The sequence below is a fragment of the Mycobacterium sp. 1245111.1 genome (genome assembly GCF_001673405.1).
GTDB lineage: Bacteria > Actinomycetota > Actinomycetes > Mycobacteriales > Mycobacteriaceae > Mycobacterium.
In genome coordinates, this window is record NZ_LZLV01000026.1 from 29,695 (window position 1) to 52,306 (window position 22,612).

The 22,612-nt window shown below is 66.1% G+C and carries 19 protein-coding genes and 1 tRNA gene; 12 read left to right on the forward strand and 8 right to left on the reverse strand.

What is annotated here, in order from left to right:
* Positions 1 to 5: 5 nt before the first annotated feature.
* Together A5658_RS05280 and uvrB are read right to left on the reverse strand one after the other, a co-directional pair.
* Complete coding sequence (locus A5658_RS05280) at positions 6 to 1,400, reverse strand: MFS transporter (protein ID WP_067331957.1); 1,395 nt, start codon at positions 1,398 to 1,400, stop codon at positions 6 to 8.
* The gene (gene uvrB, locus A5658_RS05285) at positions 1,397 to 3,556 is read right to left on the reverse strand and encodes an excinuclease ABC subunit UvrB (RefSeq protein WP_067331960.1); all 2,160 of its coding nucleotides are present in this window, start codon (positions 3,554 to 3,556) and stop codon (positions 1,397 to 1,399) included. The genes A5658_RS05280 and uvrB overlap by 4 nt, the downstream gene beginning before the upstream one ends.
* Between uvrB and A5658_RS05290 the strand changes: the two genes are divergently transcribed.
* Complete coding sequence (locus A5658_RS05290; protein WP_067331962.1) at positions 3,555 to 4,571, forward strand: cytochrome P450; 1,017 nt, start codon at positions 3,555 to 3,557, stop codon at positions 4,569 to 4,571. The genes uvrB and A5658_RS05290 overlap by 2 nt on opposite strands.
* Positions 4,572 to 4,585: 14 nt before the next feature.
* On the opposite strand, the gene A5658_RS05295 is transcribed toward A5658_RS05290, so the two are convergent.
* A complete protein-coding gene (locus tag A5658_RS05295) occupies positions 4,586 to 6,604 on the reverse strand; it encodes a serine/threonine-protein kinase (protein WP_067331964.1) in 2,019 nt (672 codons plus the stop codon).
* Positions 6,605 to 6,878: 274 nt separating this feature from the next.
* On the opposite strand from A5658_RS05295, the gene A5658_RS05300 reads away from it, so the two are divergent.
* Together A5658_RS05300 and A5658_RS05305 are read left to right on the forward strand one after the other, a co-directional pair.
* Complete coding sequence (locus tag A5658_RS05300; RefSeq protein ID WP_082992967.1) at positions 6,879 to 9,443, forward strand: ATP-binding cassette domain-containing protein; 2,565 nt, start codon at positions 6,879 to 6,881, stop codon at positions 9,441 to 9,443.
* A gap of 75 nt (positions 9,444 to 9,518) precedes the next feature.
* The gene (locus tag A5658_RS05305) at positions 9,519 to 9,956 is read left to right on the forward strand and encodes a DUF402 domain-containing protein (RefSeq protein ID WP_197503059.1); all 438 of its coding nucleotides are present in this window, start codon (positions 9,519 to 9,521) and stop codon (positions 9,954 to 9,956) included.
* Here the strand turns inward: A5658_RS05305 and A5658_RS05310 are convergent.
* Positions 9,953 to 10,525 (reverse strand): hypothetical protein, encoded by a 573-nt coding sequence (locus A5658_RS05310; RefSeq protein ID WP_067331968.1) that lies wholly within the window; start codon positions 10,523 to 10,525, stop codon positions 9,953 to 9,955. The genes A5658_RS05305 and A5658_RS05310 overlap by 4 nt on opposite strands.
* A 109-nt stretch (positions 10,526 to 10,634) precedes the next feature.
* Here A5658_RS05310 and A5658_RS05315 point away from each other — a divergent pair, with 109 nt between their 5' ends.
* Both A5658_RS05315 and A5658_RS05320 read left to right on the forward strand, forming a co-directional pair.
* Positions 10,635 to 11,090 carry a DNA polymerase ligase N-terminal domain-containing protein gene (locus A5658_RS05315; protein WP_067331970.1) on the forward strand — a complete coding sequence of 152 codons (456 nt, stop codon included), beginning with the start codon at positions 10,635 to 10,637 and terminating at the stop codon, positions 11,088 to 11,090.
* Between the two features lie 17 nt (positions 11,091 to 11,107).
* Positions 11,108 to 11,521, forward strand: coding sequence for a hypothetical protein (locus A5658_RS05320; RefSeq protein ID WP_067331973.1), 414 nt, complete (start codon positions 11,108 to 11,110; stop codon positions 11,519 to 11,521).
* On the opposite strand, the gene coaE is transcribed toward A5658_RS05320, so the two are convergent.
* The 3 genes from coaE to polA form a co-directional block, all read right to left on the reverse strand.
* Complete coding sequence (gene coaE / locus A5658_RS05325; RefSeq protein ID WP_067331976.1) at positions 11,505 to 12,722, reverse strand: dephospho-CoA kinase; 1,218 nt, start codon at positions 12,720 to 12,722, stop codon at positions 11,505 to 11,507. The genes A5658_RS05320 and coaE overlap by 17 nt on opposite strands.
* Positions 12,723 to 12,800: 78 nt before the next feature.
* Positions 12,801 to 14,240 carry a 30S ribosomal protein S1 gene (rpsA, locus tag A5658_RS05330; RefSeq protein ID WP_067331979.1) on the reverse strand — a complete coding sequence of 480 codons (1,440 nt, stop codon included), beginning with the start codon at positions 14,238 to 14,240 and terminating at the stop codon, positions 12,801 to 12,803.
* Between the two features lie 185 nt (positions 14,241 to 14,425).
* On the reverse strand, positions 14,426 to 17,089 hold the full coding sequence (polA, locus tag A5658_RS05335) for a DNA polymerase I (protein WP_156751272.1): 2,664 nt from the start codon (positions 17,087 to 17,089) through the stop codon (positions 14,426 to 14,428).
* A 175-nt stretch (positions 17,090 to 17,264) separates the two neighbouring features.
* Between polA and A5658_RS05340 the strand changes: the two genes are divergently transcribed.
* Genes A5658_RS05340 through A5658_RS05350 form a run of 3 tightly spaced genes read left to right on the forward strand, consistent with a single transcriptional unit; the run spans position 17,265 to position 19,311 of the window.
* Entirely contained in the window at positions 17,265 to 17,711 is a 447-nt protein-coding gene (locus A5658_RS05340; protein ID WP_067331981.1) for a Zn-ribbon domain-containing OB-fold protein, read from the forward strand.
* Complete coding sequence (locus A5658_RS05345; RefSeq protein ID WP_067331984.1) at positions 17,708 to 18,910, forward strand: lipid-transfer protein; 1,203 nt, start codon at positions 17,708 to 17,710, stop codon at positions 18,908 to 18,910. Before A5658_RS05340 ends, A5658_RS05345 begins: the two co-directional genes overlap by 4 nt.
* Positions 18,911 to 18,912: 2 nt before the next feature.
* Positions 18,913 to 19,311: a VOC family protein gene (locus A5658_RS05350; RefSeq protein ID WP_067331987.1), complete on the forward strand. Its 399-nt coding sequence runs from the start codon at positions 18,913 to 18,915 to the stop codon at positions 19,309 to 19,311.
* Positions 19,312 to 19,313: 2 nt separating this feature from the next.
* On the opposite strand, the gene A5658_RS05355 is transcribed toward A5658_RS05350, so the two are convergent.
* Positions 19,314 to 19,934, reverse strand: a complete 621-nt coding sequence (locus tag A5658_RS05355; RefSeq protein WP_067331989.1) for an ANTAR domain-containing response regulator — start codon at positions 19,932 to 19,934, stop codon at positions 19,314 to 19,316.
* A 90-nt stretch (positions 19,935 to 20,024) separates the two neighbouring features.
* Between A5658_RS05355 and A5658_RS05360 the strand changes: the two genes are divergently transcribed.
* From A5658_RS05360 to A5658_RS05375, 4 genes are all read left to right on the forward strand, one after another.
* Positions 20,025 to 20,098, forward strand: a tRNA-Leu gene (locus A5658_RS05360).
* Between the two features lie 47 nt (positions 20,099 to 20,145).
* Positions 20,146 to 21,471, forward strand: coding sequence for an adenylate/guanylate cyclase domain-containing protein (locus tag A5658_RS05365; protein ID WP_067331991.1), 1,326 nt, complete (start codon positions 20,146 to 20,148; stop codon positions 21,469 to 21,471).
* A 73-nt stretch (positions 21,472 to 21,544) separates the two neighbouring features.
* Entirely contained in the window at positions 21,545 to 22,117 is a 573-nt protein-coding gene (locus tag A5658_RS05370) for an HdeD family acid-resistance protein (RefSeq protein WP_067332156.1), read from the forward strand.
* Positions 22,118 to 22,199: 82 nt separating this feature from the next.
* Positions 22,200 to 22,610 (forward strand): DUF4190 domain-containing protein, encoded by a 411-nt coding sequence (locus A5658_RS05375; RefSeq protein ID WP_067331993.1) that lies wholly within the window; start codon positions 22,200 to 22,202, stop codon positions 22,608 to 22,610.
* Positions 22,611 to 22,612 lie beyond the last annotated feature (2 nt).

The window sequence follows — 22,612 nt, forward strand, 5'->3', positions numbered from 1 at the left end:
GAAAGTCATTGCGGCAGCGCCACATTGCGGGCGGCGCGACGAGAGGCAAGCGCGCCCGACAGGCCGATCGCGGCGAATACCGCGAACAATGCCCGGGCGGCGATCACCACATTGCCTTCCGCACTGTTGACCACCACTCCGGCCAGCCCGGCGCCGAAGGCCCCGGCGATCACCTCGATGGTGTTGATCGCCGCCCCCGCCGCGGCCCCTTCCTTCTCGTCGACGCACTGCATCGCCCACGCCGACAGATGCGGCCAGCCCGCGCCGATACCGGCACCGGTGATCGTCAACGCCACCGCCCACGTGAATACCAGGCCGAATGGCGCGTCGCCGACCTGGGTGACCGCGGCCAGCATCAGACCAACCCCAATGACCAGCGGCGCGGCGACCACCACCCGGTTGACGGCTTTGCCGCTCGTCAACGACGCGCTGACCAGTTCGCTTACCGCCCACCCGATCGCAAGCGCGGCCCCCAGAAATCCGGCAGTCACGGGCACCAGGTGGGCCAACCGCTGACCGAACAGCGGCACATACATGTCGATCATCGCCGAGACCATCAGCACCGCCAGGGCCACGTAAATCCACTTCAACGGGCCGGGGCCAAACATGCTCGGGGGCAACACTTTTACTGCCATACGACGGTCCACGAACACGAAACCGACGATCAGCAGCGCGCTGACGACGAGCAAGACCGCGGTCAGCGCGATGCTGGTCGGAACCTGGGCGATGCTGACGGTCAACGCCGCCGAGCTCAACAGCAACACCGACCACACCGGCACCCCCAAGACCGCTCCGGTGCGATCCGGGTCGCCATGGCCGGCCGGTAACACCACCGGGACCAGCACCGCCATCGCAACCGAAAAGATCGCCATGGCGCCAAACGCCCAGCGCCACAACCCGAACTGGGCGAACAGGCCGCCGGTCGCCGGGCCCACCACCGTCGCGACCCCCCACATCGCCGACACCAACGCCGAGGCCCGCGTCCACAGCGCTCGCGGCAGGGTTGTCGTGATCAGGGCATAGCCCAGACCGGCCAGCAATCCTCCGGCCGCACCCTGCAGGGTCCGGCCCGCCAGCATCACAGCCATACTCGGAGCTACCGCGCACACCACGCTGCCGAGCCCAAACGCTATCAGCCCCAACAAAAATGACCATCGCGCCCCGACCCGCAGCAGCATCGCGTTGACCGCCGCGGCCGCGACCACCGACCCCACCAGATACAGCGTGGTCACCCAGGCGAAGAGGCGCTCGCCGCCGATCTCGGCGATCGCGCTGGGCAACAGGCTGACCGTCAAGAACTCGTTCGTCGCATACAACGCCACGCCGCCGGCCAGCAGGGTCGCGGTGCCCAGGTGCTTTGGCCCTAGCAGAGAGCGCCAGCTGTCGTCTGTCCCGCTCACTTGAGACCGGCGGCGTCCATCCCGCGCAGCTCTTTCTTCAGATCAGCGATCTCGTCGCGGAATCGAGCGGCCAGCTCGAACTGCAGGTCACGAGCCGCGGTCATCATCTGCTCGGTGAGGTCCTTGATCAGGTCGGCCAGCTCGGCCCGCGGCATGTTCGAGGTGTCACGCCCCTCGATGACCCCGGCGCTGACCGCCCGGCCCGGCTCACCCTGCGCGCGCCGGCCCCGCGAGGCATTGCGGCCCGACCCGCCGACCTCGACGCCCGCCGTGTCGTCGGCCTCGCGGTACACCTGGTCGAGGATGTCGGCGATCTTCTTGCGCAGCGGCTGCGGGTCGATGCCGTTCGCCTCGTTATAGGCAACCTGCTTGGCGCGGCGTCGTTCGGTCTCGTCGATCGCCTCTTTCATCGAATCGGTAATCGAGTCGGCGTACATGTGGACCTCGCCGGAGACGTTGCGGGCCGCGCGGCCGATGGTCTGGATCAGGCTGCGCGACGAGCGCAGGAATCCCTCCTTGTCGGCGTCGAGGATCGCGACCAGCGACACCTCGGGCAGGTCGAGGCCCTCGCGGAGCAGGTTGATGCCGATGAGCACGTCGTAGTCACCCAGCCGCAATTGGCGCAGCAGCTCGACACGCCGCAGCGTGTCGACCTCGGAGTGCAGGTAACGCACCCGGATACCCAATTCCAGCAGGTAATCGGTGAGGTCCTCGGCCATCTTCTTGGTCAACGTCGTCACCAGGACCCGCTGGTCGGCCTCGGCGCGCTTGCGGATCTCGCCGATCAGGTCGTCGATCTGCCCCTTGGTCGGTTTGACCACGACCTTCGGGTCGACCAGGCCGGTGGGGCGAATCACCTGCTCGACGAACTCCCCGCCGGCCTGACTCAGCTCATAGGGGCCCGGTGTTGCCGAGAGGTACACCGTCTGCCCGATCCGGTCGGCGAACTCCTCCCACGTCAACGGCCGGTTGTCACACGCCGACGGCAGCCGGAAGCCGTATTCGACCAGGTTCCGCTTGCGGGACATGTCGCCCTCGTACATGCCGCCGATCTGCGGCACCGTCACGTGTGACTCGTCGATCACCATCAGGAAGTCTTCGGGGAAGTAGTCCAGCAGCGTCGCGGGTGGCGAGCCCGGTCCGCGGGCGTCGATGTGCCGCGAATAGTTCTCGATGCCCGAGCAGAACCCGACCTGACGCATCATCTCGACGTCGTAGTTGGTCCGCATCCGCAGCCGTTGCGCCTCCAACAGCTTGCCCTGGCCCTCGAGCTCGGCCAGCCGCTCCTCGAGTTCCTGCTCGATGGTCGAGATCGCCTGCGCCATCCGCTCCGGGCCCGCCACGTAGTGAGTCGCTGGAAAGATGCGCAGCGAATCGACTTGGCGCACAACGTCGCCCGTGAGCGGGTGCAGGTAGTACAGCGCCTCGATCTCGTCGCCGAAGTACTCGATGCGCACCGCGAGTTCCTCGTACGACGGGATGATCTCGACGGTGTCGCCGCGCACTCGGAATGACCCGCGAGTGAACGACATGTCGTTGCGGGTGTACTGCACGTCGACCAGTAGCCGCAGCAGCCCGTCGCGCGGCACCTCGGTGCCGACCTTCAGTTCCACCGACCGGTCCAGGTAGGACTGCGGCGTGCCCAGCCCGTAGATGCAGGACACCGACGCGACAACCACCACGTCACGGCGCGACAGCAGCGACGACGTCGCGGAGTGCCGCAGCCGCTCGACGTCGTCGTTGATCGAGCTGTCCTTCTCGATGTAGGTGTCGGTCTGCGCGATGTACGCCTCGGGCTGGTAGTAGTCGTAGTACGAGACGAAGTATTCAACAGCGTTGTACGGCAACATCTCTCGTAATTCATTAGCCAACTGAGCGGCCAGCGTCTTGTTCGGCGCCATCACCAGCGTCGGCCGCTGCAGTCGCTCGATGAGCCATGCGGTGGTGGCCGACTTACCGGTACCGGTGGCCCCCAGCAACACGACGTCGCGCTCCCCCGCTTCGATGCGGCGCTGTAGCTCGTCGATGGCTGCGGGTTGGTCGCCGGCGGGCGCGTATTGGCTGACGACCTCGAAACGGCCGCCGGCCCGCACCATCTCCTCGACCGGGCGGTACTCAGAGTGCGCGACCACTGGATGTTCGGTAGCAAACGCCATGTTCACCAGGGTAGAACGCACCACCGACATGCGGCGCGCGGCGATGATGCAGGAGGATGAGGCCGTGAAGCTTGCCGAGTGTCCGGTCTTCCCCGACGAGGCGGGAACCACGCTGAGCACGGACCGCGGCGCGGGTTGGCGCCTGGCGCGACAGGCCGGCCCCGTCCTGCGCCATTCAGCGGGAAACTCGGCGTTTGCAAACTGGGTCTTTGTCGTCGGACGCGAAGAGGTGTTGGCGAATCTCGACGACGCGAGGATGGAAGGCACCCGTGCGCTCCCCGAGCGCCATCTCGAGGCTCACCGACAGCTATTCGCACCCAAAGCCGCTCATGACATCGCAGCGGAGTTTCGTCCGACCGTCGCCGCACTGATCCATCGTTTCGTCGCCGCTGGTGGCGGTGACGCGGTGGCCGACGTGACCACACCGATGGCGAATGCCATCTTCGACATCGTGTCGCGTCTGCAGCTGTTGCCTGTCGAGCACCTGAATGGGCAGTCCGGGCATGTTTTTTTGGAGGCGTGCCGCAACCTGTCCAAACACGCCGGCTGGCACATATTCGAGTTGGCCCGCCGCCCCGAAGTGTGCGGCACGCTTCGCCGTCAGCCTGAGCTGATCCGCGGCTTCGTCGAAGAGGTTCTGCGGCTGGAGCCGATGGTTCCGATTTGTCAACGTTTCACGACCCGGCCCACGACCGTCGGTGAGGTGGAGCTGCCGGTCGGCGTGGTGGTGATGCTGTGTATCGGCGCAGTGCAACGCGATGGCAGCGACGCCATGTCGACGGACGATCTTGTGATTGGTGTTAGGGCGCACCGGCATTGGAGTTTGGGTGCGGGGTCGATGCGCTGCCGGGGTGGCCACATCGTCCGGCAGGCGTTACGCGTGTTGGTCGAGGAGTGGGTCGAGCGGGCCGAGGAGATCGGGCTGGTTCCCGATTTCCGACCGGTCACCGAGTTCCCAGCGACCCAGACCGCTTTGTGGCTACCGCAGCTGCCGCTGGCGCCGCGAGCGTCGTAGCCGCTGACAATCGGTCAGCCGTGCTGGCTGCTCCACACCCGGGTTCCGGGGTCGCATTCGATGAGGTGTCCGTCCTCGGACTTCGACATGGTGAACACCGGGGTGTCAGTGCACGAGGTCCCCACCGGATGCACGCCGTTGGTCGCCGGAGCCTTGTCCCAGGTGTTGCCTTCACAGACGACCTGCTGATTGGCCGTCGAGTCGAAGGCGACCTTGTCGATGTCGGTGCACGATCCCCCCAGAACCGTCGGCGTCGAAGCGCCGACCGCCGCCGCGGTGTTGTTGGCGGCCCGCGCGGGGTCGGCGATCGTGACATCCGGCGGGGTGTCGCCGAGCCGTGACGCGACCAGCGGGATCCGCAGCATCGCTCCTTGCGATCCGCACTCGTTGCTCCCTACGGTCTGGGTTTGCACTCCGCGCAGCGTGCCGTCAGGTTCCGGGGTCAACGTCCACACCACGGTCTCCGACTGCGAGGACATCGGCCCGCCACGCGACGTCCGACACTGCACCTGAATCCGGCGGGGCTCGCTCTGCCAGCGGCCGTCGACGAAATGCAGGACTCCGACGCTGCCGCTGCTGGCGGTCTTGGCCATCGTGTGGCTGGTGTCGTCCAGTTTGGTTCCGGTGGCCGCGCACCCCGTCGCGGTGCACGCCGACGAAAAGGCCCACCAGCTGGTGGCGCCGCCGTTGGTGCGGATGACACCGTTCGAAGTCTGCTTTGCGCGGTCGTAATCGAGACGGTAGCTGCCGTTCAGCGGTGGTGCCGTGAGCGCCGATCCCGACGACGACGTCTTGCTCACCTTCGGCGGTGCGCCCGGGTTGGTTTGCGGGGCGTCGTCCCAGGAGAAGAACGAGATCGCCCACGTCACCGACAGCGAGAGCAACCCGAGTACCGCCGCCACCGCGAGGCCGGTTTTCAGCGACACCCTTCGCCGACGCGGCATGACCCGGGTGCGCCGGAGCGACGATCGCGGCCGGTCCTTGTCGATGCAGCCGGAAACCTGCTCGCTGAACGCCGCGGCGAACTGGCGGCACCGCTCGAATCGGTCCGCGGGCTCCTTGGCCAGGGCCCTGCAGAACACCTCGTCGAGGCCGGCCAGGTCGGGCCGATAGTCGCTGAGCCGTGGCGGCGCCGCGTGCAGGTGCTGACCGATCACCGCGACGGGGTTGGAGCTCTGGAACGGCGGCACGCCGGTGAGCAGGTGGAATGCCGAGGCGGCCAACGCGTATTGGTCGGCGCGGCCGTCGATGTTCGACCCGACCAGCTGCTCGGGAGCCGCGTAGGCGACGGTGCCGACCGCGACGTTGGTCTCGGTGATTCCGCTGATGTCGGCGAGTTGACGGGCAACTCCGAAGTCCGCCAACAAGATTCGACGATCGTCCTCGTCGGGATGGGTGAGCAGGATGTTGGCGGGCTTGACGTCGCGGTGCAGCAGGCCTCGGGCGTGGGCGTAGTCCAGCGCCCCCGCGACCGCGGTGACAATCGCGCAGACGTCCGCCTCGGGCATCCCGCCTCGGAATCGCTCCCGCATCAGACGGGCGGCGTCGGTGCCCTCGACGTAATCCATTGCGATCCACAGGTGGCCGTCGAACTCGCCGCGGTCGTGCACCGCGACGATGTGTGGATGCCACAGCGTCGCAGCCAAATCGGCTTCGCGGTTGAAGCGTTCGCGGAACTCGTCATCGGCGGTCGTGCCCTCGCTCAGCACCTTGAGCGCATCGCGACGCGGCAGACGCGGGTGCTTGGCGAGGTAGACGTCGGCCATCCCGCCGGACCCCAATGGCCGCAGGATCGTGTAGCCGGCGAATGACGTCGGCGCAGCCAACGCGCTGCCGGAGTGGACGTTCACCGGTTCGCGTTGCGGCCGCGATCCGATCAACGGCACACGGGTGAGTAGCCGGGTGATACTCAGGTCCGGAAGTGACGCATAGCCACGCTGCAGCAGACTGCGCGAGCGCGGCGGCTCTGGAGGCGTCGCCGGTGGCCGTGACTGGGCGTCCCAGCGCTCGGTAGCCCTGGTCGCCTCATCCATCGCCGTTTCCCCCTGTCATCGCTCGATTGGCGTGTGCTTCACCACATTCCCGCTGACCCGCGAAATCTCTATGTGGGCCCAGCCTTTTCAACATCCCCCGTGGACGCTGCCGAGTGCGCAGAATTCGCGCACCGTTGCCGATCATGCCGCCAAATGTGGTGCTGTCCTGTTGTGCCACTTATGAAACAACTGTGAATCGAACCCTGCACAACACATAGCTGAATCACAGTGCGTCCCATGGAAACCACTCCGTCGCAGAGTCGATACTGGTGTGGTGAGCCGACCAGCCCCACCCGTTCTGACGATCTGGCATAACGGGTCCGAGAGCACCTTTCTGCCTGGTCACGATGTAATCATCGGTCGTGACCTAAGGGCTGACGTCCGGATTGCCGACCCGCGGATATCTCGCGCTCATCTGATCCTTCGTTTCGAACACGGCACCTGGGTGGCCATCGACAACGGTTCGGTGAACGGCACTTTTGTCAACGGCTACCGGCGACCGGTGGTCGACATCCACGACGGGCAAAGCATCAACGTCGGTAACGCGGGCGGCCCAAAGCTGACGTTCGAGATCGGAAGGCGCCGCGGCCGAGGCGGCACGCCCGAGCCGGGCGCACCTGAGCGCCCGCAGCAGACGATGACGTGGTCGACCCCGCCCCGTCCGATGCCGTCGGCAACGCGACCCCCGTCGGCCCCTCCTCTGCCGCCGTCGGAGCATCCGACGACCGTGCAGGGCGGGCGGCGGGCCGCAACACCGCCCGATCAGGCCACGGTCGTCAACGCGCGTTCCGCACCCGTGCAGCACGCCGTCCCGCCCACCGAAGTCACCACACTCGACGCGCGGGCTCCACACGGGGCCAACTTCGCGACCCGCTTCGTCAAACGCCTCGCTCCGAGAGCGACCCCGGCGGCCAAGCCCGCCGGGGCGGTCACGATCGGTCGCGCATCCGACAACGACATCGTGGTCCCCGACGTGCTGGCCTCGCGGTATCACGCAACGCTGACTCTGACCCCGCTGGGCACCGAGATCCGTGACACCAGCGTCAACGGCACCTTCGTCAACGGGACCCGGGTCGGCTCGGCGATCCTGCGCGAAGGTGACGTCGTCACCGTCGGCAACATCGACCTGGTGGTCAGCGGCGGCCTGCTGGTCCGTCGCAGCGAGACCGAGGCCGCCACCAGCACCGGCGGCCTGGAAGTCCGCAACGTCCAATACCTGGTCGAGAACGGCAAACAGCTGCTCAGCGACATCTCGCTGACCGCGCGCCCCGGCACGTTGACCGCCGTGATCGGCGGATCCGGAGCCGGAAAGAGCACTCTGGCCCGGCTGATCGCCGGGTACACCACACCAAGCTCCGGCTCGGTCACGTTCGAGGGCCACGACATTCACGCCGAGTACGCGTCGCTGCGCAGCAGGATCGGCATGGTTCCGCAGGACGACGTCGTGCACCGCCAGCTGACCGTGAACCAGGCGTTGAGCTACGCCGCCGAACTGCGCCTACCTCCCGACACCAGCAAGGCCGACCGGACCAAGATCGTCGCGCAGGTACTCGACGAGCTCGACCTGACCAAGCACGCCCACACGCGGGTCGACAAGCTGTCCGGAGGGCAGCGCAAACGCGCCTCGGTGGCCCTCGAGCTGCTCACCGGACCGTCGCTGTTGATGCTCGACGAGCCCACCTCGGGTCTGGACCCGGCGCTGGACCTTCAGGTCATGACCATGCTGCGGCAATTGGCCGACGCGGGTCGCGTGGTGCTGGTCGTCACGCACTCGCTGTCCTACCTCGACGTGTGCGACCAAGTGCTGCTGGTCGCGCCGGGCGGCAAGACCGCCTACTGCGGGCCGCCGGACGGCATCGGCGAGGTGATGGGCACGACGAACTGGGCCAAGATCTTCAGCCAGGTCGGCGCCGATCCGGACGAGGCCAACCGCCGCTTCCGCGAACGCGAACAGCCACAGCAGCCGTCGAAGACGGGCGAGCCGGCCGATCTGGGCGAGCCGGTGCACACCAGCATCGCCCGACAGATCTCGACGATCGCCCGGCGCCAGGTTCGGCTCGTGGTCGCCGATCGGGCGTATTTCGTGTTCCTGGCGCTGCTGCCGTTCATCCTCGGCGCTCTGTCGCTGACCGTGCCGGGCAACACGGGCTTTCGTCCCGCCGGACCGCATGGCACGCCCGACGAGTCCGCGCAGATCCTGGCGCTGCTTCTGCCGGCGGCGGCGTTCATGGGCGTGGCGCTGACGATTCGCGACCTGGTGGGCGAACGCGCCATATTCCAGCGTGAGCAGGCGGTCGGACTGTCCACGACGGCGTATCTGCTGGCCAAGACGCTGGTGTTCTGCGGGTTCGCGGTGCTGCAGGCGGCCATCGTCACCGCGATCGTGGTGGGCGGCAAGGGTGCGCCGAGCCAAGGGGCAGTGCTGCTGGGTCATTCGACGGCCGCCGCCACCGGGGAGCTGTTTCTCACCGTCGCGGCGGCGTGCGTCGCCTCGGCCGTCCTGGGCCTGGCCATCTCGTCATTGGTCCGATCCAGCGAGCAGATCATGCCGCTGTTCGTGGTCGCGGTGATGGCGCAGTTGGTGCTGTGCGGCGGCATGGTCCCGGTGACCGGTCGGCTGGGGCTCGACCAGCTGTCGTGGTTGATGCCGGCCCGCTGGGGTTATGCGGCCGCGGCGTCGACGGTCGACCTGAGGCACCTGGTGCCGCCGACCCTGCTGCCGCAGGATCAGTTCTGGCAGCACACCCGTCACTTCTGGTTGCTCGACATGGGCATGCTCGCCGGGCTGACGCTGTTTTACGCCTCCTTCGTCCGCTGGAAAATCCGGCTGCGGCGCTAGGGCCACGCGATGCATCCGCCCAAGCACGAGACGTTCGACCTGCGCGCCCGGACCAACACCGACCCCAAGGGGATCGTGCGGGCCGTCGACGAGTTCGTCGTGCGGCCGTGGGGCCTCTATCTGGCCCGCCCGACGCCCGGCCGGGCCCAGTTCCATTTCCTCGAATCGTGGCTGCTTCCGTCGCTGGGGTTGCGCGCCACCGTTTTTCACTACAACCCCGGCCACGAACGCGACCACGACTTCTATCTTGACGTCGGCGAGTACACGCCGGGCCCGCACCAGTGGACGTCGGAAGACCACTACCTCGACCTGGAGGTGCGCACGCACACCGGCGTCGAGCTCGCCGACGTGGACGAACTATTCGACGCGGTCCGGCACGGTCTGTTGGCGCCCGAGGTCGGCGAATTGGCCGTCCGGCGAGCAACACACGCCGTGGAAGGCTTGGCCCGCAACCACTATGACCTCAACACCTGGCTGGCCGGCGAAGGCATGCAGCTCGATTGGCGAGACTAGGCGCTCGCCTCCTGCGACCTGGTGTCGGCCTTCGCGTTCTCGAGCAGCGTCTCGAACAGCGTCCGGTAGTGCATGAACGCGTCGCGCTGGTGGTCTGTGCTGACAGCATCACGCTGCGAGGTGGTGACGCTGTGCGCGGCGCGGTAGCTCTCGACGATCTCGGGGTAGTCCACGGAGATGTCGGCCGCCCTGCGGTCGAAATCATCGACGGGATAACCACGTTCGCGCATCACCTCGGTCACCAGCCGATCGGCGGCGTCTACCGCACTTGCCGGGTTGTCGACGAAGCTGGCCTGTACCTCCTGCCACCCGGTGGTGAAATTCGCAATCGCGGCCGCCGACAGCGGGACAAGGTCGAGCTTGTCGTGTCGTCGTTCCCGCGCGGTCAGTTCACGGTTGGCGGCCTTCTCGCTGCCACTCTTGGATACCAGCCGCTGGTACTCAGGGCCGTAGTGCTGTTTGAGCCGCTGCGTCCTTCCGCGGTTGCGCAGTATGCCGCCGGCGACGACCACAGCGGGTATCGCGACGACGACGATGGCCGCGATCAGAATCCATGCCCAAATGGTCATCACAGCCTCCTTCCCTACCCGCGTCGAATATCCCGCCTGTCATCTGTGCAAACGCGCTCACAGAGCATCGTCAGTTTCCCGGGCATGGTCTGGCGGGTATGGAGCACGGATGGCTTTGAGCAATCACCGGCCTCATCGGCGATCAAGCAAGCGAGGACCATTTTTCGTCATCCAGCACCGCGAGCAGAGCGACGACTATTACGACTTCCGTCTCGAGATCGACGGCGTCCTGGTCTCGTGGGCCATCCCCCGTGGGCCGACCGTCAACCCGCAGAACCGGCGGATGGCACGACGGACGGAAGACCATCCCCTGGAAGACATCGCCACGAAGGTCGACGGCGCCGGTGAGGACGTATTCGTCTGGGACTGCGGCACATACGCCAACAAGACCGACCACGAGATGACGACCTGCCTGGGCCGAGGTCATTTGTCGTTCCTGCTGGACGGCGAGAAATTGCACGGCGGCTATGCGTTGACCCGGGTCCGCGAGGGTGAAGACGAGACGTGGTTGCTGGTCAAACGCCGCGATGACGTTGCCGAGCCGGTGAACCACGTCAACGGCTAGCGGTAATCTGTGCGGTCATGGGCACTATGCACAGATGCGTGGCGATCGCCGTAGTGGTTGCTGGCGCGCAACTGCTTCCCGCGACCGCGCACGCCGACTTGCACAACATCACCTACATCGCGCGAGTCGACGGCGTGGCTCCCGGTAGCACCGCCACCTTCATCACGGCCGACAACCAGACCAACATGGCGCAGCTGGGTGCGGTGCCGGGCAGCTCTTTCCAGGCCAACGCGGTTCTACCCGACCCGCATCACGCCGGCATGGAGGTAGCGGTCAAGTGGCCCTACGCGGCGAATGTGCATTGCGAAATCGACGTCGACGACAAGGTTTTCGTCCAGGTCGACCAGGTCGTCCACCCCGCTCCGGGCAGCACCGATCCGATGAACGGCGTGCTGCCCTGCGGCGCCCCGCTTCCTAACCCGGCTCCCTAGCGCGCCAACCGGAGGAGTCCGCCCACCCCCACGCCTCGCGGTACGCATTGTCGAACCACGGTTCTTTGGCAGCGGCATAGCCCGCGACATCGGCAGCGTGCTCCGCGTCGCGCTTGACGGCCGAATATTGTTCCCGGACATCGGAATTGGCGGCGAGCCAGTCGACGAACAGCAACGCGAACTGCTGGTCGGGCCAACCGTCGACGCGGAGGTGGACGTTCGTTGGCCGACCGGGATCGGCCGAGCAGTGAAGTCGCTTGTGCCACAAGGATTCATCGTCGGTGTGGTCGAACTCGGCAACGGTGCTGCGACCATCCGGCTTGCCCAGATCGGCGGTGATCGGCATTCGCACGTATCCCGCGCTGGTCAACGCTTCGGCTAGCGCGTCCGCGTCGGCGAGCGAGGCGACCGTCACCTGCATGTCGATGACGTCCTTGGCGGCGAGCCCTGGCACCGCCGTCGACCCGACGTGGTCGATGCGGACAGCACGGTGCCCACAGGCCGTGTTGAGCCGAGCCGCGATGCGCCGGGCCTGATCCGGCCAGGACGGGTCGTATGGCACCAGGACGGGCCGAGAGCGGGCCGGCCTGCCGGCGTCGAGGTTCTGCTCGAACGGCAGGATCCGCTGGTGCCACAGTGCCCGCGCCTGCTCGACCAATTCGTCTGCGCTGCCGGTGTTGTCAAGCCACACGTCGGCGACTGCGCGACGCTGTTCCTCGGTGGCCTGGGCCGCGATCCGCGCCCGGGCGTCCTCTTCGCTGAAGCCGCGATATTCGATCAGCCGCTTGACCCGTAGATCCTCGTCGGCGTTCACGATGATCACCAACGGGAACATCGGCGCCATACCGGATTCCACCAGCAGCGGGATGTCCTCGACGATCACCGCATCCTCGCCGGCCTCGGCGATCAGCTCCGACCGGCGCTTCGCGACCAGCGGATGCACGATGCCGTTGAGCGTCTGACGCTTCTCCTCGTCACTGAACGCGATCGCGGCCAGCGCGGGCCGATTGAGCGAGCCGTCGTCGGACAGGATCTGCTCGCCGAACGCCTCGACGAGCTTGGCCAGGCCCTCGGTGCCCGGCTCGACGACCTCACGGGATATCACGTCGCCGTCGACGACGATTCCGCCGAGATCGCTGAACGTCGAGGACACCGTCGACTTTCCGGCGCCGATACCGCCGGACAGGCCAATGCGCAGCACCGCACCAGTCTGTCAGGGCCTCGCAATGACGAACGCCCCGACTCGGTTGAGCCGGGGCGTTCGCGAGGGTCTTACTGGTTAGGCGCTGCCTGCCAGCTTCTCCCGCAGGGCGGCGAGCTGCGCGTCGCTGGCCAACGAGCCACCGGTGGGCGCGTCGTCGCTCGACGAGCTGCTGGACTGCGGACGGGCGGCCTCTTCGGCCTCGGCAGCGGCGAACTTCTCCATCTGCGCGGTGTGCATCTTGTGCCGCCGCTCGGCCTCGGCGTAGCGGGCCTCCCACTCGGTGCGCTGGGTGTCGAAACCGTCGAGCCATTCGTTGGTGTCGGCGTCGAAACCCTCGGGGAAGATGTAGTTGCCCTGGTCGTCGTAGCTGTCGGCCATGCCGTACTTGGCGGGGTCGAATTCCTCGGTGTAGTCCTCGTTGGCCTGCTTGAGGCTCAGCGAGATCCGGCGACGCTCGAGGTCGATGTCGATGACCTTGACCATCGCGTCGTCGCCGACGGCGACCACCTGGTCCGGCACCTCGACGTGGCGTTCAGCCAGCTCGGAGATGTGCACCAGACCTTCGATGCCCTCTTCGACGCGGACGAACGCACCGAAGGGCACCAGCTTGGTGACCTTGCCGGGCACGATCTGGCCGATGGCATGGGTGCGGGCGAAGTGCCGCCACGGGTCTTCCTGAGTTGCCTTGAGCGACAACGAAACCCGCTCGCGGTCCATGTCCACGTCGAGCACCTCGACGGTGACTTCGTCGCCGACCTGGACAACCTCCGACGGGTGGTCGATGTGCTTCCAGGACAGCTCGGACACGTGCACCAGACCGTCGACACCGCCGAGGTCGACGAACGCGCCGAAGTTGACGATGGAGGACACCACACCCTTGCGGATGGCGCCCTTCTGCAGCTGGTTGAGGAACTCGCTGCGCACCTCGGACTGGGTCTGCTCCAGCCACGCGCGACGGGACAGCACCACATTGTTGCGGTTCTTGTCCAGCTCGATGATCTTGGCCTCGATCTCCTTGCCGATGTACGGCTGCAGATCGCGCACGCGACGCATTTCGACCAGCGAGGCGGGCAGGAAGCCGCGCAGGCCGATGTCGAGGATCAGGCCACCCTTGACGACCTCGATGACGGTGCCCTTGACGGCCTCGTCCTTCTCCTTGAGGGCCTCGATGGTGCCCCAGGCGCGCTCGTACTGGGCGCGCTTCTTGGACAGGATCAGACGGCCTTCTTTGTCCTCTTTGGTGAGGACCAGGGCTTCGACTTCATCGCCTACGGAAACGACCTCATTGGGGTCGACATCGTGCTTGATGGACAGTTCGCGGGAGGGGATGACACCTTCGGTCTTGTAACCGATGTCGAGGAGAACCTCGTCCCGGTCGACCTTGACGATGGTCCCTTCGACGATGTCGCCATCGTTGAAGTACTTGATTGTTTTATCGATGGCGGCGAGAAAATCCTCGCTCGAGCCAATGTCGTTGACGGCTACTTGCGGCGAGGTGACGGTGGGACTCGGCATATTGTTGGGTTGCTCCGGACAGGTTGAGGTCGTAGGGACAGTGCTGGTTTCAATTCGATCGCCCGGCTCCCCATCGCGCTGCACGCTCTGAAATGCCGCCGGACTACCTGTCGAGGTTACTCGACTAGGCCTACGCTGGCCAAACTCGGCCCGCCGGGGTCTGGTGACGGTTCGGCATCCGGACGCTAGTGGGCGGCGGTATCCCAACTCGGCCCATAGCCCACCGAGACCTCCAACGGCACGTCAAGCGGGTATGCGCCGCCCATTTGATCCCGCACCAGCGCCTCGAGCTGCTCGCGTTCACCCTCGGCGACCTCGAATAGAAGCTCGTCGTGGACCTGCAGCAGCATTCGCGACGTCAGCCCGGCATCGGTGAGCGCCTTGTCGACCTCGATCATCGCCACCTTGATGATGTCGGCCGCGCTGCCCTGAATCGGCGCGTTGAGCGCCGCCCGCTCGGCGGACTCGCGGACCTGCCGGTTGCTGCTGTCCAGCTCAGGCAGATAGCGCCGCCGGCCGAACACCGTCGAGGTGTAGCCGTCTTTGCGGGCCTGCTCGACGACGTTGTGCAGGTAGTCGCGCACTCCGCCGAACCGGGAGAAGTACTGCTCCATCTGGTCCTTGGCCTCTTCGGTGGAGATCTTGAGCTGGGCGGACAACCCGTAGGCGCTCAGACCGTAGGCCAGACCGTAGGACATCGCCTTGACCCGGCGCCGCAGTTCGCCGGTCACTTCCTCGATCGGCACGCCGAAGGCCCGCGACGCGACAAACGAGTGCAGGTCTTCCCCGGTGTTGAAGGCTTCGATCAGGCCTTCGTCGCGGGACAGGTGCGCCATGATCCGCATCTCGATCTGGCTGTAGTCGGCGGTCATCAGCTCGGTGTGCCCGCGCCCTACGACAAAGGCGTCGCGGATCTGTCGCCCGGCGTCGGTCCGGATCGGGATGTTCTGCAGGTTGGGCTCGGTGGACGACAGCCGTCCGGTCGCCGCGATGGTCTGGTTGAACGTGGTGTGGATACGGCCATCGCCCGCAACGGAATTCAAGAGGCCGTCGACGGTCACCTTGAGCCGGGTGACGTCGCGGTGCGCCAGCAGATGCTGCAAAAATGGGTGTCCGGTCTTGTCGAACAACGTCTGCAACGCATCCGCGTCTGTGGTGTACCCGGTCTTGGTCCGCTTGGTCTTCGGCATCTCCAACTCGTCGAACAGCACCACCTGCAACTGTTTTGGCGAGCCGAGGTTGATCTGTTTGCCGATCACGGCGTAAGCGGCTTCGGCGGCGTCACGGATCTGGTCGCCGAATTGGCTTTGCAGCGAGCTCAATTGGTCGAGGTCGACGGCGATACCGACCGCTTCCATGGCCGCCAGCACTCGCTGCACCGGCAGTTCCATCTCGGCCAGCAGTTTCGTCGAGTCGATGCGGTCCAGCTCGACGTCCAGCGCGTCGGCGAGGTCGACGACGGCACGGGCGCGCAGCACCGCGGTCTGCACGGCCTGCTCGTCGACGCCGTCGGTGTCATCCAGGAGCGAAAGTTGTTGCTGCTCAGACGTTTCCGCGCGCAGCTCGCGGCGAAGATAGCGCAGCGACAGATCGTCGAGGGTGAAGCTGCGCTGGCCGGGGCGGACCAGGTAGGCGGCCAGCGCAGTGTCGGAGGTGACCCCGTTCAACGTCCAGCCGCGGCCCGCCAGGTCGTGGATCGCCAGCTTGGCCTCGTGCAGCGCCTTCGGCCGCTCAGCGTCGGCGAGCCAGGCCGCCAGCGCCTTATCGTCCTCGGCGGTCAGCGTCGTGGTGTCGATGAATCCGCCCTCACCGTCGGCGGCGGCGATGGCCAGCGCGGTCGCATCGCCGTCGTAGGGCAGATGCGTGCCCACCACGGCTAGCCCGGCGCGCCGGCCGTCGGAGACGTGGTCGGCCAGCCATTGCGCGACCTCGCCGGGCTCCAGGGCTCCCCCACGAACATCGAAACCCTCGTCGACCTCGGGTTCGACGGCGGCCAGCGTCTCGAACAGCCGGTCGCGCAGCACGCGGAACTCCAGCTGGTCGAACAGGGTGTGGATCTGGTCGCGGTCCCACGGTTGCATCCGCAGCGTGTCGGGTGTCTGGGCCAGCGGCACGTCGCGGACCAGGTCGGTGAGCTCGCGGTTGAGCACCACGCTGGACAGGTTCGCCCGCAGCGCGTCGCCCACCTTCCCGCGCACCGAGTCGACGTTGTCCACCAGCGCTTGCAGGGACCCGTATTCGGCGATCCACTTGGTCGCGGTCTTCTCGCCGACACCGGGGATGCCGGGCAGATTGTCGCTCGGGTCGCCGCGCAGCGCGGCGAAGTCGGGGTATTGCGCGGGCGTCAGGCCGTATTTCTCGAGCACGGCCTCGGGGGTGAACCGGGTCAGCTCGCTGACGCCCTTGCGGGGGTACAGCACGGTGACGTCGTCGGTGACCAGCTGCAGCGAGTCGCGGTCGCCGGTGACGACCAGCACCCGGTAGCCCTCCTTTCCGGCCTGCGTGGTCAGCGTGGCGATGATGTCGTCGGCTTCGAAACCCGGCTCGGCCAGCGTCGTAATGCCAAGGGCGGCAAGGACTTCCTTGGTGATGTCGATCTGTCCACGAAACTCGTCCGGCGTGGTCGAGCGGTTCGCCTTGTACTCCGGGTAGCGGTCGGAGCGGAACGTCTGCCGCGAGACGTCGAATGCCGCGGCCACGTGGGTGGGCGCCTCGTCGCGCAGCAGGTTGATCAGCATCGCGGTGAATCCGTAGACGGCGTTAGTGGTCAACCCGCCCTGGGTCTTGAAGTTCTCTGCGGGCAGCGCGTAGAAGGCCCGGTAGGCCAGCGAATTGCCGTCCAGCAGCATCAACGTCGGCTTGTCGTCGGCGGCCTTGGCGGCTTCGGTCTTCTTGGTCGCGGTCCTCGCTGGGCTCACGGCCTCAACTCTAGGCACTGGGTCCGACGCCGAGTAGCGGCGACGTCCGCTCGCCTCGAACTGCAACACGTTTCAGTTTTGCGGCCACCCTGGGTAGGCTGGCCCGGTGCCCGAGGTCACCAGCCCAGAACCGGCGATCGATGGGTGGTTTTCCACCGATGACGCCGAGAAGCCCCATCTGATCGGCAGTAAGTGCCCGAAGTGCGGGACGTACGTGTTCCCGCCGCGGGAGAACAACTGCCCCAACCCGGCCTGCGACAGCGACGTACTAGAGGCCGTCGCGTTGTCGCGTCGCGGAAAGCTGTGGAGCTACACCGAGAACCGGTATCCGCCGCCAAAGCCCTACCCCGCGCCGGATCCGTTCGAGCCGTTCGCAATCGCCGCGGTGGAACTGGCCGCCGAAGGCATCATCGTCCTGGGCAAGGTCGTCGAGGGCACGCTGGCCGCCGACCTGAAAGTCGGCATGGAGATGGAACTGGCCACCATGACCCTGTACACCGACGACGATGGCGTCGAACGCCTCGTCCACGCGTGGAAAGTTGCGTCGTCATGAGCACTCCCGAACCGCTGTACATCCTCGGCGCCGGCATGCACCCGTGGGGCAAGTGGGGCCGCGACTTCACCGAATACGGCGTCGTTGCCGCGCGGGCCGCGCTGGCCGAGGCCGGACTGGATTGGCGGCAGATCCAGCTCGTCGCCGGTGCCGACACCATCCGCAACGGCTACCCGGGATTCATCGCCGGGTCGACCTTCGCGCAGAAGCTCGGCTGGAACGGCGTGCCGGTCAGCTCCAGCTACGCCGCGTGCGCCAGCGGTTCGCAGGCCCTGCAGAGCGCCCGCGCCCACATTCTGGCCGGGTTCTGCGACGTCGCGCTGGTCATCGGCGCCGACACCACCCCCAAAGGAGCGTTTGCCCCGGTCGGCGGGGAGCGCAAGAACGACCCGGACTGGCAGCGTTTCCACCTGATCGGCGCGATGAACCCGGTGTACTTCGCGTTCCTCGCGCGACGCCGGATGGATCTCTACGGTGCGACGTCCGAGGACTTCGCTCAGGTCAAGGTGAAGAACTCCCGGCACGGCCTGCAGAACCCAAATGCCCGGTACCGCAAGGAATCCGCCGTCGAGGACGTGCTGGCCAGCCCGGTCGTCAGCGACCCGCTGCGGCAGCTCGACATCTGTGCCACCTCCGACGGCGCGGCCGCGCTGATCGTGGCCAGCGCCGACTTCACCCGCAATCACCTCGGCTCCCTCGACGGTGTGCCGTCGGTGCGCGCGGTGAGCACGGTGACGCCACAGTATCCGCAGCATCTTCCCGAATTACCCGACATCGCAACGGATTCCACGGCGGTCGCGCCCGCACCGGAGCGGGTGTTCAAAGACCAGATCCTCGATGCCGCCTACGCCGAAGCCGGAATCGGACCCGAAGACGTGAGCCTGGCCGAGGTCTACGACCTGTCGACTGCACTGGAACTCGACTGGTACGAGCACTTGGGCCTGTGCCCCAAGGGTGAGGCCGAGGCGCTGCTGCGCAGCGGCGCCACCGCGATCGGCGGCAAGGTGCCGGTCAACCCGTCTGGCGGGTTGGCCTGCTTCGGCGAGGCGATCCCTGCCCAGGCGATCGCGCAGGTCTGCGAGTTGACCTGGCAGCTGCGCGGTCAGGCGACCGGCCGACAGGTGGAGAACGCCAAAGTGGGCGTCACCGCCAATCAGGGCCTGTTCGGCCACGGCTCCTCGGTGATCGTCGCGCGCTAGCCATGCTGGGGCACCTCGGTATCAACGTGCCTGACCTTGCCGCGGCCAAGCGGTACTACGGCGAGCTGATGCCGCTCGTCGGATTCGAATTGTTCGTGGAAGCTGACGATCAGATTGCGTTTCGACCGGTCGGCGGGAAACCGGGAACGTATGTCTTCGTGTACCCGGCAATCGAATCGGGCGAGTATTCGCGCCATCGGGCGGGACTGCAGCACCTGGCCTTCATGGTGAAGACGCGGTCGGCTGTCCGCGACGTACACGACTGGGTGGACAAGCTCGGCGGCGTCGTCGTCCACGAGCCGCAGACGTTCCCGCAGTACCCGCCGCCGTATTTCGCGACGTTCTGGCTGGATCCGTTCGGCATCATGCTCGAGGCGGTCTGCCACCACGACCGGGACTGAGGTCAGCTCTTGGCATCCTTGGCCACGTCGAGGGTTTCCAGGACGACCTCGGCGACATGCTTCATCGTGGTGCGCCGGTCCATGGCGGCCCGCTGAATCCACTTGAACGCCTCGGGCTCGGTCATGCCCTGGTTGGCCTGTAGCAGACCCTTGGCGCGCTCGACGAGCTTGCGGGTCTCCAGCCGGTCGGACAGCGTCTCGACTTCGCGTTCCAACGCCCGAATTTCGCTGAATCGACTGAGCGCCACCTCAATTGCCGGGATCAGGTCGGAAATTGTGAACGGCTTCACCAGGTACGCCATCGCGCCGGCGTCACGAGCCTTCTCCACCAGGTCGCGCTGGCTGAATGCGGTCAGCACGACGATCGGCGCAATGCGCTTGCCGGCGATCTCCGATGCGGCGTCGATGCCGTCGCGGCGGGGCATCTTGACGTCCATGATCACCAGATCGGGCTTCAACTGTTCGGCCAGCTCGACGGCTTCCTGGCCGTCACCGGCCTCTCCGACGATCTCGTAACCCTCTTCGCGCAGCATCTCGGACAAGTCGAGCCGGATCAGCGCCTCATCTTCGGCGATCAGGACCCGGTGCGCGGTGCGAGTGTCGTCGTCGGTCATGCCGGACATTCTCTCGTGAACCGCTGGAAACCTCGACTGCGGGGCTGTGAGTCGGCTCGCAGCGGCCCATCCTCTATGGTGGGAGGCCGAAGTTCGCAGGCCCTCGTATCCCAACTGGCAGAGGAAACGGATTCAAAACCCGTCCAGTGTGAGTTCGAATCTCACCGAGGGCACCGCAAACCTTCCCCACAGGGTTCGCTCCACCCGTTAGGCTTTTGCTGTGGTGGCTAAGCGGTGCGCCGCCCAACAACCAGCAGGTTCGCGGCGAACACCGGATTGTGTAGCAGCAGTGCGCGAGCAACCGCGCGCCCGCAGCCAGGTTTACGCCGAGCGTATTGAACGGCGTCGGCGAATACTGAACCTCACCGCGGCGATGGCGGTCTTCATCAGCGCCGGTTTCGGCTTCATCCAGGTCTTCTCGACGCCCACGTTGTGGTGGACGGGAGTAATCAACATCGTCGGCGCCGCGATCTACGCCTCGGTGCCGATGTTGCATCGCTTCGGCGAGCTGATCCCGCCGTTGACCTTCATCTGCACCGCGTACCTATCGATCTTCGCGATCTGCTGGTTCGTCGGCACCGGCTCGGGGTTGCAGTTCTACTTCTTGGTCGCAGCCTGCCTGATCGTGCTGCAACTCGGCGTCGACCGCATTTTCCTCGCGTCGATTCTGGCCGCGATCGCCGCGATCATGGTGATCACGCTCCAGTTCCTGGTCCCCCGGGACACCGGAGCCCAACCAGTGTGGGCGCTGTCGCTGAGCTTCATCATCACGACCATCTCGGCGTGCGTCATGGTGGTGACGACCGTCTGGTACGCCGTGCGGGAAATCGTGCGGGCGGAAGCGGCGATGGAAGTGGAGTACGAACGCTCCGAAGCGCTGCTGGCGAACATCCTGCCGATCAGCGTCGCCGAACGTCTAAAAGACCCGGGGCGCAACATCATTGCCGATAAATACGAGGAAGCCTCGGTGCTGTTCGCCGACATCGCCGGCTTCACAGAGCGGGCCAGCGACATGCCACCGGATCAACTAATCCTGTTCCTGGACAAGCTTTATGGCGATTTCGACGCCCTGGTCGACAAGCACGGTCTCGAGAAGATCAAAGTCAGCGGCGACTCCTACATGGTGGTCAGCGGAGTCCCGCATCCCCGGGCCGACCATGTCGAGGCGCTGGCGGCTTTCGCTCTCGACATGGCCGAAGTCGCACGGGTCCTGAAGGATTCGCACGGCAATCCACTGCCCCTGCGAATCGGTTTGGCGTGCGGGCCCGTCGTCGCCGGCGTCGTCGGGTCGCGCCGATTCTTCTACGACGTGTGGGGCGACGCGGTCAACGTCGCGTCCCGGATGGAATCCACCGACTCGGTCGGCCGGATTCAGGTGCCCGAGGATGTTTATCGACGGCTGAAAGACGATTTTGTGCTGCAAGAGCGCGGCGACATCGCGATCAAGGGGAAGGGGTGCATGCGCACCTGGTATCTGATCGGGCGCAGGCCCGACGCTGGTTCCGGTGACGTCTTCACCAAGGCGCCGCAAACGGCTGGGGTCTGACGACTCGCAAATCTTTCACCTCGGTGGCTGTTTGTGGGAAAATCCGGGCATGGAAACCACTGCTGCTCCAAGGTTGTTGCCGCATCTATGGAAGTCGACCCTGCTGTCGGGGATCCTGTCGTTGACCCTGGGGATTCTGGTGTACGTCCTGCCGGAACACTCGATCGTGATCGCGGCTGCCCTCTTCGGCATCTATCTATTGGTCACCGGCGCCGCACAGGTGTTCTTCGCCTTCGCGCTACACGTCTCGGCAGGCGGTCGCGTGTTGTCGTTCGTCAGCGGGGCCGCGTCGCTGGTGTTGGCGGTGTTGTGTTTTCGGCACTTCGGTCAGGGCTATGCAATTTTGCTGCTCGCCATCTGGATCGGCGTCGGCTTCATTTTTCGCGGTGTGGCGACATCGATCTCGGCTATCAGCGATCCTTACCTGCCCGGCCGCGCCTGGCAGATTTTCCTCGGTTTGGTCAGCCTGCTGGCCGGCATCGTGATGCTCGGATCCCCATTGGAGAGCATCGAAATACTGACGCTCGTCGTCGCGATCTGGCTGATCGTTATCGGGGTCTTTGAGATCGTCTCCTCGTTCGGCATCCGTAGTGCCTCCCGGCGGATGGAGAAGGCTCTGGCGGGTGCACCGCCGCCTGCGGCCTGATCCTCGACAGACGACGAATTCGGTTGTGCGGTAAGCCGGGAAGGCGTCGTGGTTGTCTACGACGGCGCGTATTCTGGCCACTATGTCGCCGCACACCGGGCCGCTGAATCCGAGGAACGGGTTCGGAATCGCCGCACTGGTGCTGGCCGTAATCGGCCTGTTGAGTGTCGCGACGGTGTTTGCCCCGATCGCGCTCGGCGTTGTCGCGGTGATCCTCGGCATCCTCGGGCGCGCGCGGGCCAAACGCGGGATCGCCGACAACGGCGGTGTCGCGATCGCGGGGATCGTATTGGGCGCCTTGGCGGTCGTCGTCGGGCTGGCGTTCGTCGCGATCTGGAACACGGTCTGGAAAGACGTCCGGGGCGGCGACTACATCGACTGCATACAGAAGGCAGGGGAAAATCAAGTCGCAGAACAACATTGCGCCGACCAGTTCCGGCGCACCGTTCAGGACCGGCTGAGCGTGACGTTGACACCCGCATCAGCGCCCTAGGT

What these genes read in the sequence shown, in the direction of transcription:
- A5658_RS05310 (WP_067331968.1), bottom strand. Translation starts at nt 10,525, where the DNA reads ATGACCATTTGGGCATGGATTCTGATCGCGGCCATCGTCGTCGTCGCG.
- A5658_RS05355 (WP_067331989.1), bottom strand. Translation starts at nt 19,934, where the DNA reads ATGTCCGGCATGACCGACGACGACACTCGCACCGCGCACCGGGTCCTG.
- A5658_RS05350 (WP_067331987.1), top strand. Translation starts at nt 18,913, where the DNA reads ATGCTGGGGCACCTCGGTATCAACGTGCCTGACCTTGCCGCGGCCAAG.
- polA (WP_156751272.1), bottom strand. Translation starts at nt 17,089, where the DNA reads ATGCTGCTGGACGGCAATTCGCTGGCCTACCGGGCCTTCTACGCGCTG.
- A5658_RS05295 (WP_067331964.1), bottom strand. Translation starts at nt 6,604, where the DNA reads ATGGATGAGGCGACCAGGGCTACCGAGCGCTGGGACGCCCAGTCACGG.
- A5658_RS05320 (WP_067331973.1), top strand. Translation starts at nt 11,108, where the DNA reads ATGGGCACTATGCACAGATGCGTGGCGATCGCCGTAGTGGTTGCTGGC.
- rpsA (WP_067331979.1), bottom strand. Translation starts at nt 14,240, where the DNA reads ATGCCGAGTCCCACCGTCACCTCGCCGCAAGTAGCCGTCAACGACATT.
- uvrB (WP_067331960.1), bottom strand. Translation starts at nt 3,556, where the DNA reads ATGGCGTTTGCTACCGAACATCCAGTGGTCGCGCACTCTGAGTACCGC.
- A5658_RS05375 (WP_067331993.1), top strand. Translation starts at nt 22,200, where the DNA reads ATGTCGCCGCACACCGGGCCGCTGAATCCGAGGAACGGGTTCGGAATC.
- A5658_RS05315 (WP_067331970.1), top strand. Translation starts at nt 10,635, where the DNA reads ATGGCTTTGAGCAATCACCGGCCTCATCGGCGATCAAGCAAGCGAGGA.
- A5658_RS05345 (WP_067331984.1), top strand. Translation starts at nt 17,708, where the DNA reads ATGAGCACTCCCGAACCGCTGTACATCCTCGGCGCCGGCATGCACCCG.
- A5658_RS05290 (WP_067331962.1), top strand. Translation starts at nt 3,555, where the DNA reads ATGTTCACCAGGGTAGAACGCACCACCGACATGCGGCGCGCGGCGATG.